Here is a 17,231-nt window from a genome sequence, read left to right as displayed (position 1 = left end):
TCTGGCACAAACCGATTCGGCCGTGCAGGCAAGCGACTTTCTTATCCACAGCGCGCGTATATCCTAGAAATACTCGCGCATCGCCCCGAAAAGACGGGAAAATGATCCCAGCGGGGAGGTCCGGTGCGTGATCTGGCGCCGCGCCGCGAGCGAGCGGATGTCGACCGGGTCCGCCGCGGCGTACTGCACGAGGCCGGCCAGCGTGGTGAAACCGGGGCCGGAATGCGCCTCCGCCAGACCGGTCAGCGCAGGGGGACGACCGATCCGCACCGGCTTGCCGAGCGCGTTCTGTGCGTAATCCGCCAGCCCCGCCAGTTCCGCCCCTCCGCCCGTCAGCACGACCTGCTGACCGCGCGCGCCGGCAAAGCCCATGTCCTTCAGCGCTTTCCCGATCTGCGTGATCAGCACGTCGAGCTGCCCGGTCAGTATCGAGATCAGTTCGGCGCGCGGAATCCGGTTCTTGTCGTCGGCATGGCGGGCGATCGGGCCGCTGCCGTCATCGCCGGGACCGAAAACCGGGATCATCTCGCGATGATCGGTCGGGCTGGCGATGGCCGATCCGGCGACGCATTTCAGGCGTTCCGCCTGGAAGCGCCGGATGCCGAAGGCGGAGGCAACCGCATCGGTGATGTCGTTCGACCCGATGGGAATGGCCGTAAGACCCAGCAGCATCCCGCCCGCGTAGACGGACACGTTGGTCACCTGCCCGCCGATCTCGATCAGCGCGACGCCCAGTTCCCGCTCCTCCGCGCTGAGGCAGGCGTATCCAGCCGCGATGGGAGAGGCGACGATGCCGTCGACTTCCAGATGTGCGTTCTGCACCGCCTCGGTGATGTTGCGGATCGGCGCACCGTCAGCCAGCATGACGTGGATGTCCACCCCAAGACGCTCCGCATGGAGGCCCTTGGGATTGGCGACGCCGTGCGCCCCGTCCAGCGTGTAATGCGCCGGTTGGGCGTGCAGGACCATGCGGCCATCCGGTTCGATCGCGCCCTGCGCGGCGAGCAGCAGGTCCTCGATATCCTCGTCCTCGATCCGGCGTCCGCCGATATCGGTTTCGACCGTGGAGACCTTGCTCGCGAGCCCCGCGCCCGAGCAGCCGATCCACACGCTGGAAAGGCTTGCGCCGGCGACCTGCTCCGCCGTTTCGACTGCGTGGCGGATGCCGTGGGTGGCGGCGTCCATGTCGGTGACATAGCCGCGCTTGATCCCGACCGCCTGCCGGTGGCCGGAGCCGAGCACGACCATCTCTCCGGTTTCGGTCACGCCCGCGATCATCGCGGAAATGCGAAACGAGCCGATGTTCAACGCGCCGAACAGCTTGGAAATGCGCGGAGTGCGCGATGTCGGGCGAGGTTGCGAGGCCATTACTCCTGCTCCCCCTTCGTGCTTTCCCACGGGCGCATGTAGATCCTTTCGGGGCTGCGCATATCGAATGTCGCGACCTTGCCGCCGATCAGTCGATTCACGCCATCCATCTGAGCGAAGGAGACGAAGGCGGTTGCCGCTTCTTCGTCCCCCATCGGCAGCGCGAGCACCTGGTCGGTGTTGAAGGTCACGTTCCAGCGGCGGTTGCCGACCCATTCGGCATCGGTCACTTGCGGGCGCAAGGCAGGCGCGGCGTCGAGAAGACGGGAAAGCCGTTCCACCTGCTTGCCCGCGCCGGGGCCAGAAATATGCAGCATTCCCTTGGCCGCATCGGCGGCAATCGGTTCGAGCTCCGCGCCTTCCGCATCGATCAGCACCAGCCGCCCGGGTTTGCGTAGCACGGCGTGCGGCTCGCGTTCGACGATATCAACCACCAGCGTGTCGGGCAGCTGACGCGAAATGCGCGCATCCTTGACCCACGACAGTTCGAGCAATCCGCCCCGCATCGCGTCGAGATCGACCAGCGGCATCGCCCGGTCCTTCGCGCCGAGCACGCGTTCGTAGACCTTCAGCTCGTTCATCCGCTCGACCCCGCGCACTTCGACGCGGCGAACTTCGAACCCGCTATCGGCAGCGGCGACGGCGAAGCGGTGGTGCGCCAGTTCGATGACCCCCGCGACCGTCGCGAGCCACCATGCGAAGGCGGCGGTGACGAACAGGATCGCCGCGACCATGGCGCGCTGGATCTGTTCCTCGGTGAAGGGCAGCACGCTCAGCACCGCGCCCATGAGCGAGCTGGTCTGCGCGCGCGCCTTGCCGACCCTGGCCTTCGTGCTCTGCCGCCGTGCGGTCTTGCGAACCGCTGTGCCCCCGCGCTTGATCCGTTGCCCCATCTGCGCCCCCTACTGCGCTTTGCTTCTTGCGTGGTCACGCAGGGCGGCAGCAATGATCGCCTCCACCAGCGCACCATATTCCATGCCGCAGTATTTCGCCTGCTCAGGCACGAGGCTCAAAGGCGTCATGCCCGGCTGGGTGTTGGTTTCGAGCACAAACAGCCCCTCGCTCCCAAGCTCGTCGTCCCAGCGGAAGTCCGTGCGGCTGGTGCCGCGGCAGCCGAGAACCTTGTGCGCCTGAAGCGCGTAGTCGCAGCACAGTCGCGCAATCTCGTCGGGTACCTCTGCCGGGCACACATGGTCGGTCATGCCGTCGGTGTATTTCGCATCGAAATCGTAGAAGCCGGACTTTGGCACAAGCTCGGTGACGGTGAGCGCGCGGGGGCCGTTTTCCTCGTCGATCACGGCCGTCGTCAGCTCGCGCCCGCGAATGTAAGGTTCGGCCAGCAGGGTCTTGAACTGTTGCCATGGCCCGACCGCATCGCGCGCGATGGGATTGCCGTAATTTCCCTCGTCCGTCACGATGGCGACGCCAACGCTGCTGCCCTCGTTGACGGGTTTCAGGACATAGGGGCGCGCGATGGGATCGCCTTCGAACAGCTCCGCCGAAGTGACGACCCGCCCGCCGGGCATCGGGATGCCGTGCGGGACGAGCGCCTGCTTGGTCAGTTCCTTGTCGATCGCGATGACGGAGGTCGCGAGGCCGGAATGGGTATAGGGCACGCCCATCAGGTCGAGCATACCCTGCACCGTGCCGTCTTCCCCCGGCACGCCGTGGAGCGCGTTGAAGACGACGTCGGGCGCGGCCTCGGCGATCTTCGCCGCGACGGTGCGGTCCATGTCGATCCGGGTCACGCGGTGGCCCCGTTCCTCCAGCGCCTTGGCAACGCCCTCCCCGCTCATCAGAGAGACGGGCCGTTCGTTGGCCCAACCGCCCATCAGCACGGCGACGTGGAGTTTCTCCGACAGGCTCATGGCCGCCCCACCCGCTGGATTTCCCAGTGCAGCTCGATGCCGGAATTTTCGTAGACGCGGCGTTTCACTTCTTCGCCCAGCCCTTCGATGTCGGCGCTGGTCGCATCGCCGGTGTTGATGAGGAAATTGGTGTGCTTCTCGCTCACCTGAGCGCCGCCCATGCTGAGGCCGCGACAGCCTGCTGCGTCGACCAGCTGCCATGCCTTGTGACCGTCAGGGTTCTTGAAGGTCGAGCCGCCGGTCTTGGTCCGCAGCGGCTGCGATTCCTCGCGCGCGGCTGCGATGCGGTCCATTTCGGCGCCGATGACCTCCGGATCGCCGGGTTCGCCCTGGAAGCGGGCGGCGACCACGATGGCGCCCTCTGGCAAGGCCGAATGGCGGTAGCTGTAGGCGAGGTCGGCAGCGGGCAGCGTCACGTGTTGGCCAGCGGGGAGGATCACATCGCAATCGATCAGGATGTCGGCAACCTCGCGACCGTAGGCGCCGCCGTTCATGCGGACGAAGCCGCCGACCGTGCCGGGGATGCCGCGCAGGAACTCCAGCCCCGCTATCCCCGCATCGCGCGCGGTCGAGGAGACGAGAATGCCGCTCGCCCCGCCGCCGCATTTCAGGACATGGCCGTCCTCGACCTCAACCTGAGCAAAGGCCTTGCCCAGCCGCACCACGACGCCCGGCACCCCGCCATCGCGCACGATCATGTTCGAGCCGAGGCCCAGTGCCATCACCGGCACGCCAGCGGAAAGATCGGCGATGAAGGCGGCGAGATCTTCCAGATCGGCAGGCTCGAACAGCCAGTCGGCTTTGCCGCCCGCCTTGAACCACACCAGCTTGCCGAGCGGCGCTTGGGGCGTCAGCTTGCCGCGCACGCGATAACGCCCGAGGTCCGCCTGCAAGACGCCTTGCGCGCCTGCGCCGGGAGCCTCGCCATTGTCCCACATCGCCCAATCGTCCGGCTGCGCATCGCTCATCACGGCAGCCTTTCCTTCAGGGCGGCGGGAAGTTCGGCCGCCCAGCGGGTGATGTCGCCCGCGCCGAGACAGACGATCAGATCGCCATCCTCAAGCTCTCCTGCGAGCACTTCGGCCAGCGCGTCGCGATCCGCGACCGTGGCAGCGCTGCGGTGACCGCGCGACTTCAGCCCGGCGACCAGCGCATCGGAATCGACCCCGTCGATCGGGTCTTCACCCGCTTCGTACACCGGCGTCACATAGACCACGTCCGCTTCGTTGAAGGCGGTCTGGAATTCGTCCATCAGGTCCCGCAGCCGGGTATAACGGTGCGGCTGGGCGACCGCGATCACCCGGCCCCCGCGCGCTTCGGCACTTTCGCGCGCAGCGGAGAGAACGGCGCGAATTTCTACCGGGTGATGCGCGTAATCGTCGATCACCGTGGCACCGCCCGCTTCGCCCACGCGGGTAAAGCGGCGACGCACGCCTCCGAAGTTCGCGAAGCCGGAGCGGATGACATCGTCCGGACAACCCATCTCGATGGAGACGGCAATCGCGGCAAGCGCGTTCTGGACATTGTGCCTGCCCGGCATGGGCAGCATCACGCCTTCGATCCGGCGATCTTCTTCGCCGCGCTGGCGGATGATGACGTCGAAAGTATTGCCGCCCGCGCTCGGCCGAATGTTCACGCCGCAGATATCGGCCTGGAGCGAGAAGCCGTAAGTGACCACGCGGCGGTCGCGGACCTGTCCGATCACTGCCTGCACCTCCGGGTGGTCGATGCACAGGATCGCCGCGCCGTAGAACGGCACGTTGTGAATGAACTCCACGAAGGCGCGCCGCACGCCGTCGAAATCGCCGTAATGGTCGAGGTGCTCGGGATCGATATTGGTGACCACGGCGATGGTCCCGTCGAGACGAAGGAAGCTGCCGTCGCTCTCGTCCGCTTCGACGACCATCCAGTCACTGTCGCCCAATCGCGCGTTGGAGCCGTACTGTTCGATGATCCCCCCGTTGATCACGGTGGGGTCGATGTTGCCGCAGTCGAGGAGTGCGGCGATCATGCTGGTGGTCGTCGTCTTGCCATGCGTGCCCGCCACCGCGACGGTGCTCTTCAGGCGCATCAGCTCGGCCAGCATTTCGGCGCGGCGGACCACGGGGATGCGGTTTTCAAGCGCGTAGGCGACTTCGGGATTGGTGCGCTTGACGGCAGTGGAGGTGACGACGACGGAGGCGCCTTCCACGTTTTCCGGCGCATGGCCGACCATCACGGTAATGCCGCGATCGCGCAGGCGCTGGACGCTGACGCCTTCGGACAGGTCGCTGCCCTGCACGGTATAGCCGAGGTTCTGCATGACCTCCGCGATGCCGGACATGCCGATCCCGCCGATGCCGACGAAGTGGATCGTCCCGATATCTGTCGGCACACCCTTCATCGTGCGTTCTCCTGCGCCAGCGCTTCGCCACCGACCGGGGTCGCCGCCGCCGCGCCGCCGACGCGGATTACGTCCATCATCTCGGCCCCGCCAAAGCTCTCGACGAGGTCGGCGAGATCGCTGGTCGCCTTGGGGCGTCCACAGTTCCAGGCCGCGTGAGCCGCGCGGCCCAGCGTGTCGGGATGCTGGGCCATCGCCTGGATCTGCTTCGCCAGCGTCTTGCCGTCGAAGCCCGCCTGCCGGATCATCCGCGCGCCGCCCGCCTTCACCATCTCGCGCGTGTTGGCGGCCTGATGATCGTCCGTCGCGATAGGCAGCGGCACGAGGATCGCGGGGCGCCCAACGGCGGTCAGTTCGGCAATCGTTGATGCGCCCGCCCGGCCAATGAACAGGTGTGAGTCGGCCAGCCGCTGGGCCATATCCTCGAAATAGGTGCCGAGTTCGGCCGGAATATCGTGGCTGGCATAGCGCGCCCGCACGGCCTCGATATCCTCGGGCCGGCATTGCTGGGTGACCTGCAACCGGCTCCGCAATGCAGGAGGAAGCATGGCGAGGCCGTCCGGCACCACGTCCGAAAGAACGCTCGCTCCCTGACTGCCGCCGGTGATCAGGATGCGGAACAGGCCATCTTCGGTGAAGGCGGGGAACTCCGCATCGCGCAGCGGCAGCAGCTCGGCGCGCACGGGATTGCCGACGAGATGCGCCTTGGCGTTGTGAGCCGCCTTCAGGCGGTCGATTTGCGGATAGGCGGTGGCAATGGCATCGACGCGCTTCGCCAGCATCCGGTTGACCCGCCCCAGCACGGCGTTCTGTTCGTGCACGATCGTCGGGATGCCCGCCGATTGCGCGGCGGACAGTGCCGGGAATGCGGGATAGCCGCCGAAGCCGATCACGGCGCTCGGCTGGAAGCTTTCGAACAGGCGCAGGGCCATCTGCCGCCCCTGCCAGATCGCGCGCAGCCCGGCGGGCCAGCGCAGCGGGTTCTTGCCGATCCGTCCGGCGGGAAGGATATGCGCGGGGAGAAAGTCCGGCTTGCCGGGTATTTTTGCACCGCGCTCGTCCGTGATCAGCGCGACGTGGTGACCGCGCCGTTCCAGCTCGTGCGCCAGCGCGAAGGCGGGAATAAGGTGCCCGCCCGTGCCGCCCGCGGCGAGGACATAGTGCCGGTTGGCGCCGCTGCGTTCCGGTTGCGTCATTGCGGTTTGCCGCCGGTGATCATGTTGCGAAAATCCACACGGTCGCGTTGCAGGTAGGGGTTGCGCCGCGTCAAGGCCAGCAACAGCCCGATGCCGAAACATACGGCGATGGTCGACGACCCCCCGTAGCTCACCAGCGGCAGGGTCATGCCCTTGGACGGGAACAGCTGCAAATTGACGAGGATGTTGATGAAAGCCTGCCCGCCGAAAAGCGTGACCAGCCCCGTCGCGGCCAGGATGCGAAACAGGTCTTCTTCTTCCACCAGCCGGGACAGAACCCGCAGGACGATGGCGAGATAAACGGCGACGATCACCGCGCAGGTGAGCAGGCCGAACTCTTCACCGATGACCGAGAAAATATAGTCGGTGTGCGCCTCGGGAAGCGACATCTTGCGTACGCCCAGCCACAGCCCGCTGCCGAGCCAACCGCCTGCTTCCAGCGTGCGACTGGCCAGATCGACCTGGTCATAGGCCGTGCCGCCGCCGATGAAGCTGTCGATGCGATGCCGTGCGTTGTCGTAGAAGGCGTAGGCAAGCCCGAGGCCGCCCAGCCCGCCGCCGATCATCGCGCCGATGTGTTTCCACGGCATCCCCGTCAACAGGACGAGTGCGAACCAGCAGGCCGCGAACAGGATCGTATCGCCCAGGTTTGGCTGCACCATCAGCAAGGCCGCGATGATCGCGAAAAGGACGGCGCTGATGGCGACGACCGGCATCGTCGGATCGCGCAACCGCCAGGACAGCACCCACGCCAGCGTCACGGCGAAGGCGGGCTTCAGAAACTCGGAGGGCTGGAACCGCATCCCCAGGTTGATCCAGCGCCGCGCACCGTTCACCTCCGCCCCGATCAGCGGCACGAGAACCAGCGCGCCCATCATCACGGCACACAGAACGATCGCGCCGCGTCGTGCGTTTTCCTGAGCGACCATCGACGTGCCGACCATCACCACCAGCCCGACCAGCTGCCAGCGAATATGCGCCCAGAAGAAGAACATGCTGTCGAGTTCGACGGCGGCGGTAGAAAGGCGTTGCGCGCTGGCGGGCGACGCGGCGGCGACGGCAATCGTGCCCATCGCCATCAGCGTGACGATCAAGCCGAGCAATACGCGGTCGACTTCCCGCCACCAGATGCGCGTGCTTGCCCGCCAGTCGTGCATGGGCGGGCGGGTCGCGGGCAGTCGCGGGCGGGTGGAGCCGGGCAGGTAAGGACCGGGCGCGGTGGTCGGGCGGTTCATGCCGCCTCCATCCCTTCAGCGGACCCGAAATGCGAGCCCGGTGCGCCGGGCGGCTGCGCGGGCGCGCCGGCAAGAGCCTGCACGATGCGGCGGAAATCCTCGCCCCGCGCCTCGAAATCGCGAAACTGGTCGAAGCTGGCGCAGGCAGGCGATAGCAGAACGACATCGCCCGGCTTGGCGGCCTGTAACGCGCGTCGGGTAGCCTCGTTCAGCATCTCGCACCGTTCGACCGGAACTTCGCCTTCGAGCAACTGCGCGAACATCGGCCCCGCTTCCCCTATCGTATAGGCCCGCGCAATGTGGCCGAGATGCCGCGCGCAATCGCCCAGCCCCTCTTCCTTGGCGAGACCGCCGAGTATCCAGTGGATGCGGCGTGCCGGATCGGGCGGGAAAGCGGCAATGGCGGGCGCGGCGGACGCGAGGTTGGTCGCCTTGCTGTCGTTGAAGACCTGCACGCCGCCGAAGTCACCGAGCCATTCCATCCGGTGCGGCAATCCACGAAAGCTGGCGAGGCCGGCGCGCCATTGCTGCGGCGTCACGCCCAGTTCCTCTACCAGCGCAACCGCAATGGCGGCGTTCTCGAGGTTGTGCGGGCCCTGAAGCGAGACCCACTCGCCCTGCATCGCGGCAAGCGCGGCCCGGTCACCGCAAACCGCACGACCATTGGGACGGCGCGCACGTTCCGCATCGCAGATGGCAATGGTCGGAGCGTCGTCGCAGCCGAACACGGCAAACTGGTCCGCCGCCTGCATCTCCAACAGCCGTGCCTTGGACGCGGCGTAGGCTGCGAAGTTGTCGTAGCGGTCGAGATGGTCCGGCGTGATGTTCGTCAGCGCTGCCGCCTCGCACGACAAGGAGCGCGTCAGGTCGATCTGGTAGCTCGACAATTCCAGCACATAAACGCCGCCTTCGGGTAGCGGCGGCTCGCCGAGCACGGGCAGTCCGATATTGCCGCCCATGCGCGCGGCGAATCCGGCCTGTTCCAGCAGGTGATGGACGAGCGCTGTGGTCGTGCTCTTGCCATTGGTCCCGGTGATGCCGACGACCTTGTGCGGCGGCAGATCGGCGCGCGCCTGCGCGAAGAGTTCTATGTCGCCGATGACCGGCACGCCGGCGTTTCGCGCCCGCTGAGCAATCGGATGGCTGTTGAGCGGCACGCCGGGGCTGACGACGATGGCGTCGAACGCCGACAGGTCGATGGTCAGCGGATCCTCCAGCGTTGCGCGGCCTGCCAGCTTGTCGCGGGCGACGTCCTGCCGATCCCACGCGGTCACCTCTGCGCCCGATGCCAGCAGCGCTTCGGCCGCGGCCAGCCCCGACCGGGCAAGGCCGAGGACGATGTAGCGTTTGCCGGCGAAGGCGGAGGAGGTGATCACGCCCGCCCCCTCACCGCAGCTTGAGCGTGGAAAGCCCGATCAGCGCGAGCACGATGGAGATGATCCAGAACCGGATCACGACCGTGCTCTCCGCCCAGCCGAGCTGTTCGAAATGGTGGTGGATCGGCGCCATGCGGAAGACCCGCTTGCCGGTCCGCTTGAAGAACCAGACCTGGATGATAACGCTGGCAGCCTCCAGCACGAACAGCCCACCGACGATCGCCAGCACGACCTCGTGATGCGCGGCGACGGCAATGGCCCCAAGCGCTCCGCCAAGCGCCAGTGAACCGGTGTCGCCCATGAAGACCGCGGCAGGCGGCGCGTTGAACCACAGAAAGGCAAGGCCTGCCCCCATGATAGCCGCGCAGAAGATGGCCAGCTCGCCCGCGCCCGGCACGTGCGGAATGCCAAGATACGCGGAATAGTCGACGCGCCCGACGAGGTAGCAAATGATGGCGAAGGTGCCTGCGGCAATGACCACCGGCATGGTCGCCAGCCCGTCCAGCCCGTCCGTCAGGTTCACCGCGTTGCCCGCCCCGACCATCACGAATGCGGCGAAGACGTAGTAGAACGGTCCGAGCGGGATCGCCCGGTCCGACACGAAGGGAACATAGAGCCAGGTGTTGATCTCACCCACGATCAGCCACGCGGCGATGCCAGCGACGGCGAATTCCAGCAAAAGGCGCACCTTGCCGGAGACGCCGCGATGGCTGCTTTTCGTGACCTTGTCGTAATCGTCCATGAAGCCGATCAGGCCAAAGCCCACGGTCACCGCGATGCAGGCCCAGACGAACGGATTGCTCAGATCCATCCAGATCAGCATGGCCAGCAGCAGCGAAGTGAGGATCATCAGCCCGCCCATCGTCGGCGTACCGCGCTTGGCAAGATGCGTCTGCGGCCCGTCCTCGCGGATAGGCTGCCCCTTGCCCTGGCGCACGCGCAACAGGTTGATGAACTTCGGCCCGATGATCAGTCCGATCACGAGCGCGGTCATCAGCGTCGCCCCGGCGCGGAACGTCTGGTAGCGCACCAGGTTGAAAATCCCTTCGAATTCCAGCCATTGTGCGAGAAAATAGAGCATTCAGCCTTCCCGGCCCGTGAAATGTGCGACCAGCCCTGACAGGCCGATCGAATTCGATCCCTTGACGAGCACCGCGTCACCGCCTGCAAGGCCGAAGTCCTCCAGCGCGGCGATCGCCTGTGCCACCGTATCGCAATGGGCAAAGGGAAGCGCGTTGCCAAGCGCCTGCGCGTTCGGTTTCCCCAACTCGCCTGCAAGTGCGCGCATCTCCTCGCCCACGAGAACAGCGTAATCGACCTTCGCATCGCCCAGCGGTTCCGCCAGCTGTCGGTGGAAGCGGTCGGCGAAATCGCCCAGTTCCTTCATGCTGCCCAGCACCGCCACGCGGCGATGCGCGGGCGTCTGGCCCAGCTGCGCCAGCGTCGCGCGCATGGAAGCCGGGTTCGCATTGTAGCTTTCGTCGATGAACAGCGCATTCCCGCCCGGCGCCGGCACGCGGTGGCGTGCGCCGCGGCCTTTCAGCCCGCCCATCTCTGCCAGCGCGAGACCCGCTGCGCCCAGGTCGCCGCCCGCAGCCTTTACCGCCGCCATCACGCCGAGCGAATTGGCGATCCAATGCTCGCCCGGTTCGGCAACGGTATAGCACAGCCGCGTCCCGTCGATGTCGGCCGTGACGAGCGAGCCGCCGTGTGCATTGGGCAGAGCATCCAGGAGGCGGCACTGGGCATGGGCGCTGCTGCCGAAGGAAAGGACACTCGCGCCGAGCGCTTCGGCCGCTGCCTTCAGCCGCGCGAAATGCGGATTGTCGGCGGGGATCACGGCGGTTCCACCCGCTTCCAGCCCACCGAAGATTTCGGCCTTGGCATCGGCAATCGCCTCTTCGCTGCCGAGATTTTCGATATGCGCGGGGGCGATGGTGGTGACGACGGCGACGTGCGGGCGAACCTGCGTGGTCAGCGCGGCGATTTCGCCAGCATGGTTCATGCCCATTTCGAACACGCCGTAGGCGCTGCGCGCATGCATCCGAGTCAGGCTGAGCGGCACGCCGACATGGTTGTTGTAACTGCGAACGGAGCGGTGCGCGCGGCCCCGGCTGGCGCGATCGAGCGCGGCGAAGATCGCTTCCTTGACGCCGGTCTTGCCGACCGAGCCGGTGACGCCGATCACGCGCGCTCCGGCGCGCTCCCGCGCCGCCCTGGCAAGCAGCTCAAGCGCACTTGAAGTATCATCCACCAGCACGTGCGGGCGGTCGATCGGGCGATCGACCAGCGCGGCGACCGCGCCGTTGGCGAACGCCTTGTCGAGGAAGGCGTGGCCGTCCATCGCATCGCCCTTCAGCGCGACGAACAGGTCACCCGCTACGACATCGCGCGAGTCGATATCGACGCCGGAAACTTCGAAGTCGTCGCTGGCGGTGCCGCCCGTCGCTGCTGCGATGGCATGGCTGGTCCACAGCGCGAGCGGAGCCTCGTCAGCCGGTGCGACCGGCCAGGAAAGCAAGGCGGGATGCGATGCCATACAGTCAGTTTCCTCCACGCGCGGCGCATTCGCGCGCCACTTCCACATCGTCGAAAGGCAGGATCCGGCGGCTCTCGCCCGCTCCCACGATCTGCCCGGTTTCATGGCCCTTGCCCGCAATCAGCACGATGTCGTCGCTGGTCGCCTCGGCAATGGCGGCGCCGATGGCTTCGCGCCGGTCGCCGATTTCCATCGCACCTTTCGCCTTGGCGAGGATGGCGGAACGAATGCTTGCCGGTTCCTCGCCGCGCGGGTTATCGTCGGTGACGATCACCACTTCGCTGCCCGCCACCGCTGCCGCACCCATCGGTCCGCGCTTGCCCGCATCACGGTCCCCGCCGGCGCCGAACACGGTGATGAGCCGCCCGCTGACGTGGGGTCGGAGCGCGTCCATTGCCGCCGTCAAAGCGTCTGGCGTGTGTGCATAGTCTACGTACACCGGAGCGCCGCTCGCGGAAATGGCCGCGCGTTCCAGACGTCCGCGCACAGGCTGCAACCGGCCCAGCGCATCGAACACCCTCGACGCATCGCTTCCAGTGACGATCGCCAGCCCCGCAGCGACAAGCGCATTGGCGGCCTGATATTCGCCGATCAGCGGCAGCAGCACGCGCTTCTCAGCGCCGTCATGGGCAACCGTCAGCTCCTGCCCCAGCCGCGTCGGCTGACGGTCGAGCAGGCGAATGCGGTCCGCCCCGTCTTCCAGACCCGGCCCGACCAGAAACAGCCGCAGGCCGCGCGCCTCTGCATGGGCGCAAGCCTTTGCGGTCCATTCATCCCCGCTCCAGACCACGGCCGCGCCACCATCGTCGACGACCTCGTCGAACAGCCGCATCTTGGCCGCGAAGTAATCGTCCATGTCGGAATGGTAGTCGAGGTGATCGCGGCTCAGATTGGTGAAGCCGCCCGCCGCCACCGGCAGGCCTTCGTTGCGGTACTGCGACAGGCCATGGCTGGAGGCTTCGTAAGCAACGTGGCTCACGCCTTCGCGCGCAAGACCGCTCATGTTCGACAGGAACGTCACGATGTCGGGTGTGGTCAGGCCCGTAGGCACGCTGCCGTCGGGCGTAGTGACGCCGAGCGTCCCGATGCTCGCTGCGCGTTCTCCCAGCATCCGCCAGATCTGGCGGGTCATCTCTACCGTGGAGGTCTTGCCGTTGGTGCCGGTCACCGCGACCACCGTCTTGGGGGTCGGCGTGAAGAAGCGCGCGGCGGCCCGCGCGAACAGGCGGCGCGGCATTTCGTCCGCAAGGTGCAGTGCGCCTTCGACCGTGGCTTCGGGCCGTGCCACCACGGCCACCGCGCCGGACTGGATTGCGGCGGGAATGAAGTCCTCGCCATTGACCTGCGCGCCCTGAAAAGCGCCGAACACCGTGCCGGGTGCGACCTTGCGGTGATCGATAGCGAAGCCGGTAACATTCTCACCGGCAGCGGCGCCGGCGTCGGCAAGCCCTACGAGGATCGTGCCGAGCTTCATCCCTCGTCCCCGACCAGCGGACGCAAGTCCGTGATGTCGACGTCTCGCGTGTCGTCCGGCATCACGCCCAGAAGTGGGCCGATGCGCGGCACGACGCGCCCGACCACCGGTGCAGCGTTCCACGCGGCCGTGCGCTGGTAGGAGCTGGCGGCGGTGCCCTTCGGCTCATCGAGCATGGCGATGACGACGAAGCGCGGGCGGTCCATCGGGAAGGCGGCAGCGAAGGTGGAAACCAGCGTGGTGCGGCGATAGCCCCCGCGACCGGGCTTCTCGGCGCTGCCGGTCTTGCCGCCGACACGGAAGCCCGGTGCATCTGCATTGCGGCCCGTGCCGTAGAGAGCGATCATGCGCATCAGCTGGTTCATGCGCGCGCTGGTGCTTGCCTTGAACACGCGGCGACCCTTGGCGGCATGGCCCGGTTCCACGCGGTAGAGAGTGGCGGGGCGCCAGATGCCGCCGTTCACCATCGCGGCATATGCGCTCGCCAGATGCAGCGGCGTCACCGCGATGCCGTGGCCGAAGCCAGCGTATAGCGCCTTGGAGTGGTTCCATTCCTCGTTCATGCCGAGGGGCCGGCCACGGGCGGGCAGTTCGATCTGCGCGCGTTCGTCCATGCCCATCTGCGCGAAGTAGCTCTTGAGCCGGGGTCCGCCGACTTCGCCCGCGATCTGGGCGGAGACGATGTTGGACGAGTGGATCAGCGTTTCGGGCACGTTGAGCGATGCGCCGATCGTGTGGCTGTCGCTGATGCGATTGCCGCCGACCATCAAGGGCCGGCTGGCCTGCCAGCGGCGGCCCACGTCGGTGATCATGCCGGCATCGATGGCTGCGGCTACGGTCAGCGGTTTGAAGGTGGAGCCGAGTTCGTAAACCTGGTTGGTGACGCGGTTGAAGCTGCGCGGCATTTCGCCCGTATCCATCCGCGCCTGCGACAGGACCACGTCGTCGCTGACCACCTGGTTGGGATCGAATTCCGGCAGGGAAGCAAGCGCCATGACTTCGCCTGTATCCACATCGAGGATGACGCCCGCTGCGCCCAGCGCATCGGTTTCCAGCATGGCCCGGCCCAGCTCGTCTTCCAGCGCGCCCTGCACCCGCATATCGATGGACAGTTGCACCGGCGTGCCGCGGGTCGCGGGGTCGTTCAGCCGCTTGTCGAGCACCTGTTCCATGCCCACGCGGCCATGTCCGTCCGCGGCGACATAGCCCAAGATGTGCGCCGCCATCGATCCCTGCGGATAGAAGCGATCGTTCTCGCGCGGCAGTTCGAGGCCGAGTTCGCCGATGGCGATGACCTTGTTGGCCTGTTCCGGCAGCACCTGTCGGCGCAGATAGCCGGGCTTGCCGGACTTCAGATGCGCGACAAGCTTGGCCCGGTTGATGTCGGGGAAGATCGCGGCAAGTTCGGCGGCGACTTTTTCCGGGCTCTTGATCAGGGGCGTGCCAGTTTCGCCCAGCGCTTCGGGATTGAACCACAGCGCGTAGGACGGGAAGGCGCGCGCCAGCGGCACGCCGTTGCGATCCGCAATTTCGCCGCGCGGGGGAAGGAGCGACTCGGACAGGGAAACCTGCTGCGTGCCGGGCTGGGCAATGCCGATCCATGCAATGCGGGCGGTCGCCCCGAGCGCGATCAGACAGAACAGCGCGATCAGCGTAAAGACGCGCAGGCGCGCGGTCGCGAGGTAGCGCCGCCGGATGGTGAAGAGCTCTCCGCGCCCCGTCGCAATCGCGGTCGTCACCCCGATCGCGTTCATTCGGCCATGCTCCGCAACTGCGCGGTGCCGGAACGACGGGCGAGACGCTCGCCGAGCGTCGCGGCCGTCACGGCATCGCGGGGCGCAACGCGCGTTTCGGTCTCGTCGGGGCCGAAGGCTTGCCCGGTCAGCGGCGACACCATGGAGAGCAGCGTTTCGCCATCGTCGCCGCCGGTATCTTCACCATCACCCAGCGCCATCTGGATCGGTTCCGGCGCGTCGATGCCGCGGGGTGCACCGAGGCTCGCGAGCTTGCGCTCGTCCTCGACGAACTGGCGGGCGAGCGGAGCGACGTAACCGAAATCCACCGCGTTCCAGTCGGAAAGCTGCTGCTGGTTGGCGCGGGTCTGGAATTCGGTTTCCAGCACCATCTTCTGGCGTTCGAGCTGGATGATGCGCCGTTCCGCCAGCCGCACTTCGCTGCGGACCGAATTGACCTTGATGGTCAGGCCGATGAACAGCGCGAGGCAGACAAGCAGCACGGCGGCCCATCCGATCGAACGCTGGCGCAGGGTGAAGCTCATGCGGCCCTCCGTGCCGGGGCGGCGGTGCGGGTGGCAGCGCGCAGCACGGCGGAACGGGCGCGGAAATTGCGCGCGATCTCGATCTCGTCGGCGCGAATGGCCTTGCTGAGCTTGGTGAACACGGGCGCGGCTGCGTCGGGCTCGCCCGGCAGGTGACGAGAAACCGCCCGGCCCGCGCCAGAGGCTTCGCGCAGGTAACGCTTCACGATGCGATCTTCCAAACTGTGGAAGCTCACGACTGCCAGTCGCCCGCCCTCGCCCAGCAGCTGCTCCGCAGCGTCGAGCGCGGTTTCGAGCTCCTCCAGTTCGGCGTTCACATGGATGCGAATGGCCTGGAAGCTGCGGGTGGCGGGGTCTTTCTTGTCGTGCGGCTTGTGTCCCAGCGCCTTGCGGATGACGCGTGCCAGTGCGCCCGTGGTTTCGATCGGGCGTGCGGCCACGATGGCCCGCGCAACGCGGCGCGACTGCCTTTCCTCCCCGAAGTGATAGAGCACGTCGGCAATGGCAGCTTCGTCGGCTTCGTTGACGAAATCGGCGGCGCTCGGCCCTTCCTGGCTCATCCGCATGTCGAGCGGTCCATCGGAGGAGAACGCGAAGCCGCGCTCCGCCTGGTCGAGCTGCATGGAGGAGACGCCGATGTCCATCGCGATGCCATCGACCTGCGCCACGCCTGCTTCCGCCATGGCGGCGAGCATTTCGGAGAAGCGACGGGCGTGCAGGACGAGGCGGGGCGGTTCCTCGCTCGCTTCGGGCCATGCGCGTCCGGCGGCGATCGCGTCGGGGTCACGATCGAAGGCGTGGACGGTCGCGCCGGCATCGAGCAGCGCGCGCGTGTAGCCACCAGCACCGAAGGTCGCATCGATCAAGACGTCACCGGGCTGCGGGGCGAGCTCGGCGATCACGGGGTCGAGCAGGACGGGGATGTGGGGGGCTTCGCCGGTCACTTGCGCGTCCCCTTTCCTTCGGCCTTGGCGAGCGTTTCGGCTTCCAGCTTGCGGCAGGTGGCCTGCGCCGCTTCCCAGCCAGCGCTCTGGCGATAGAGTTCTTCCGGGTTCCAGATGGTGAAGAACGATCCCGCGCCGTTGAAGAACACGCCGTGGTCCAGGCGGCCAAGGTCGGCGAGATAGTCGGGCATGACGAAACGCCCGCTGGCATCGAAGGGCAGTTCGGCAAAACCGTAGAGCTGCATGGCGCGAAGATCGCGGTCGAAATCTTCTTCGCGGCGCAGGGCGCGCTCTTCCTCGCGGTCGATCTGGTCGGCGAATTCTTCACGGCGCGAGAGGCCGAAGCCGGTCAGGCAGTTCCAGCGTTCATGCTTGGCCAGGCACAGGACGCGGTCGCCGGAGCTTTCAGTAACCATCTTGCGGAAGGCGGGCGGCAGCACGAAACGGCTCTTTTCGCCGCGAAGCGAAAAGCCGTGTCCACTGTAAATATGAGCTCCCGCTCCCGCCACTTGTGGTCCCCGCACGTTTTAGGCCCCGTCCGACACGCACGGCTTCACCACCGGCATGCGC

At 66.9% G+C, this 17,231-nt stretch carries 15 protein-coding genes; all 15 read right to left on the bottom strand.

The window, feature by feature from the left end:
* Nucleotides 1–63: 63 nt before the first annotated feature.
* The 15 genes from ftsA to ACXYN8_RS03700 are packed head-to-tail and all read right to left on the bottom strand — an operon-like array spanning nt 64 to nt 17,101.
* Nucleotides 64–1,368 (bottom strand): cell division protein FtsA, encoded by a 1,305-nt coding sequence (gene ftsA / locus ACXYN8_RS03770; RefSeq protein WP_458887972.1) that lies wholly within the window; start codon nt 1,366–1,368, stop codon nt 64–66.
* Complete coding sequence (locus tag ACXYN8_RS03765) at nt 1,368–2,261, bottom strand: cell division protein FtsQ/DivIB (RefSeq protein ID WP_458887971.1); 894 nt, start codon at nt 2,259–2,261, stop codon at nt 1,368–1,370. The genes ftsA and ACXYN8_RS03765 overlap by 1 nt, the downstream gene beginning before the upstream one ends.
* A gap of 9 nt (nt 2,262–2,270) precedes the next feature.
* The gene (locus ACXYN8_RS03760) at nt 2,271–3,236 is read right to left on the bottom strand and encodes a D-alanine--D-alanine ligase (RefSeq protein ID WP_458887970.1); all 966 of its coding nucleotides are present in this window, start codon (nt 3,234–3,236) and stop codon (nt 2,271–2,273) included.
* Nucleotides 3,233–4,204 (bottom strand): UDP-N-acetylmuramate dehydrogenase, encoded by a 972-nt coding sequence (gene murB / locus ACXYN8_RS03755; protein ID WP_458887968.1) that lies wholly within the window; start codon nt 4,202–4,204, stop codon nt 3,233–3,235. The genes ACXYN8_RS03760 and murB overlap by 4 nt, the downstream gene beginning before the upstream one ends.
* Complete coding sequence (gene murC / locus ACXYN8_RS03750; RefSeq protein WP_458887967.1) at nt 4,204–5,619, bottom strand: UDP-N-acetylmuramate--L-alanine ligase; 1,416 nt, start codon at nt 5,617–5,619, stop codon at nt 4,204–4,206. The genes murB and murC overlap by 1 nt, the downstream gene beginning before the upstream one ends.
* On the bottom strand, nt 5,616–6,815 hold the full coding sequence (gene murG / locus ACXYN8_RS03745) for an undecaprenyldiphospho-muramoylpentapeptide beta-N-acetylglucosaminyltransferase (RefSeq protein ID WP_458887966.1): 1,200 nt from the start codon (nt 6,813–6,815) through the stop codon (nt 5,616–5,618). The genes murC and murG overlap by 4 nt, the downstream gene beginning before the upstream one ends.
* Nucleotides 6,812–8,050 (bottom strand): FtsW/RodA/SpoVE family cell cycle protein, encoded by a 1,239-nt coding sequence (locus ACXYN8_RS03740; protein WP_458887965.1) that lies wholly within the window; start codon nt 8,048–8,050, stop codon nt 6,812–6,814. Before ACXYN8_RS03740 ends, murG begins: the two co-directional genes overlap by 4 nt.
* Nucleotides 8,047–9,426, bottom strand: coding sequence for a UDP-N-acetylmuramoyl-L-alanine--D-glutamate ligase (gene murD / locus ACXYN8_RS03735; protein WP_458887964.1), 1,380 nt, complete (start codon nt 9,424–9,426; stop codon nt 8,047–8,049). The genes ACXYN8_RS03740 and murD overlap by 4 nt, the downstream gene beginning before the upstream one ends.
* Nucleotides 9,427–9,436: 10 nt before the next feature.
* Nucleotides 9,437–10,507: a phospho-N-acetylmuramoyl-pentapeptide-transferase gene (mraY, locus tag ACXYN8_RS03730; protein WP_458887963.1), complete on the bottom strand. Its 1,071-nt coding sequence runs from the start codon at nt 10,505–10,507 to the stop codon at nt 9,437–9,439.
* Entirely contained in the window at nt 10,508–11,965 is a 1,458-nt protein-coding gene (locus tag ACXYN8_RS03725) for a UDP-N-acetylmuramoyl-tripeptide--D-alanyl-D-alanine ligase (RefSeq protein WP_458887962.1), read from the bottom strand.
* A gap of 4 nt (nt 11,966–11,969) precedes the next feature.
* Entirely contained in the window at nt 11,970–13,439 is a 1,470-nt protein-coding gene (locus ACXYN8_RS03720; RefSeq protein ID WP_458887961.1) for a UDP-N-acetylmuramoyl-L-alanyl-D-glutamate--2,6-diaminopimelate ligase, read from the bottom strand.
* Nucleotides 13,436–15,193 (bottom strand): peptidoglycan D,D-transpeptidase FtsI family protein, encoded by a 1,758-nt coding sequence (locus tag ACXYN8_RS03715; protein ID WP_458887960.1) that lies wholly within the window; start codon nt 15,191–15,193, stop codon nt 13,436–13,438. Before ACXYN8_RS03715 ends, ACXYN8_RS03720 begins: the two co-directional genes overlap by 4 nt.
* Nucleotides 15,190–15,717: a hypothetical protein gene (locus tag ACXYN8_RS03710; protein ID WP_458887959.1), complete on the bottom strand. Its 528-nt coding sequence runs from the start codon at nt 15,715–15,717 to the stop codon at nt 15,190–15,192. The genes ACXYN8_RS03715 and ACXYN8_RS03710 overlap by 4 nt, the downstream gene beginning before the upstream one ends.
* Nucleotides 15,714–16,661 (bottom strand): 16S rRNA (cytosine(1402)-N(4))-methyltransferase RsmH, encoded by a 948-nt coding sequence (gene rsmH, locus ACXYN8_RS03705; RefSeq protein WP_458887958.1) that lies wholly within the window; start codon nt 16,659–16,661, stop codon nt 15,714–15,716. The genes ACXYN8_RS03710 and rsmH overlap by 4 nt, the downstream gene beginning before the upstream one ends.
* Complete coding sequence (locus ACXYN8_RS03700) at nt 16,658–17,101, bottom strand: division/cell wall cluster transcriptional repressor MraZ (RefSeq protein ID WP_458887957.1); 444 nt, start codon at nt 17,099–17,101, stop codon at nt 16,658–16,660. Before ACXYN8_RS03700 ends, rsmH begins: the two co-directional genes overlap by 4 nt.
* Between the last annotated feature and the right edge of the window lie 130 nt (nt 17,102–17,231).

This window comes from Altererythrobacter sp. CAU 1778 (assembly GCF_054482795.1).
This window is presented reverse-complemented; position numbering and strand designations above follow the sequence as displayed.

Excerpts from the sequence above, each read along its gene's own strand:
- ACXYN8_RS03725 (WP_458887962.1), bottom strand. The coding sequence starts at position 11,965 with ATGGCATCGCATCCCGCCTTGCTTTCCTGGCCGGTCGCACCGGCTGAC.
- ACXYN8_RS03710 (WP_458887959.1), bottom strand. The coding sequence starts at position 15,717 with ATGAGCTTCACCCTGCGCCAGCGTTCGATCGGATGGGCCGCCGTGCTG.
- murG (WP_458887966.1), bottom strand. The coding sequence starts at position 6,815 with ATGACGCAACCGGAACGCAGCGGCGCCAACCGGCACTATGTCCTCGCC.
- ACXYN8_RS03740 (WP_458887965.1), bottom strand. The coding sequence starts at position 8,050 with ATGAACCGCCCGACCACCGCGCCCGGTCCTTACCTGCCCGGCTCCACC.
- ACXYN8_RS03720 (WP_458887961.1), bottom strand. The coding sequence starts at position 13,439 with ATGAAGCTCGGCACGATCCTCGTAGGGCTTGCCGACGCCGGCGCCGCT.
- murC (WP_458887967.1), bottom strand. The coding sequence starts at position 5,619 with ATGAAGGGTGTGCCGACAGATATCGGGACGATCCACTTCGTCGGCATC.
- ACXYN8_RS03760 (WP_458887970.1), bottom strand. The coding sequence starts at position 3,236 with ATGAGCCTGTCGGAGAAACTCCACGTCGCCGTGCTGATGGGCGGTTGG.
- mraY (WP_458887963.1), bottom strand. The coding sequence starts at position 10,507 with ATGCTCTATTTTCTCGCACAATGGCTGGAATTCGAAGGGATTTTCAAC.
- murB (WP_458887968.1), bottom strand. The coding sequence starts at position 4,204 with ATGAGCGATGCGCAGCCGGACGATTGGGCGATGTGGGACAATGGCGAG.
- ACXYN8_RS03715 (WP_458887960.1), bottom strand. The coding sequence starts at position 15,193 with ATGAACGCGATCGGGGTGACGACCGCGATTGCGACGGGGCGCGGAGAG.
- ftsA (WP_458887972.1), bottom strand. The coding sequence starts at position 1,368 with ATGGCCTCGCAACCTCGCCCGACATCGCGCACTCCGCGCATTTCCAAG.
- ACXYN8_RS03765 (WP_458887971.1), bottom strand. The coding sequence starts at position 2,261 with ATGGGGCAACGGATCAAGCGCGGGGGCACAGCGGTTCGCAAGACCGCA.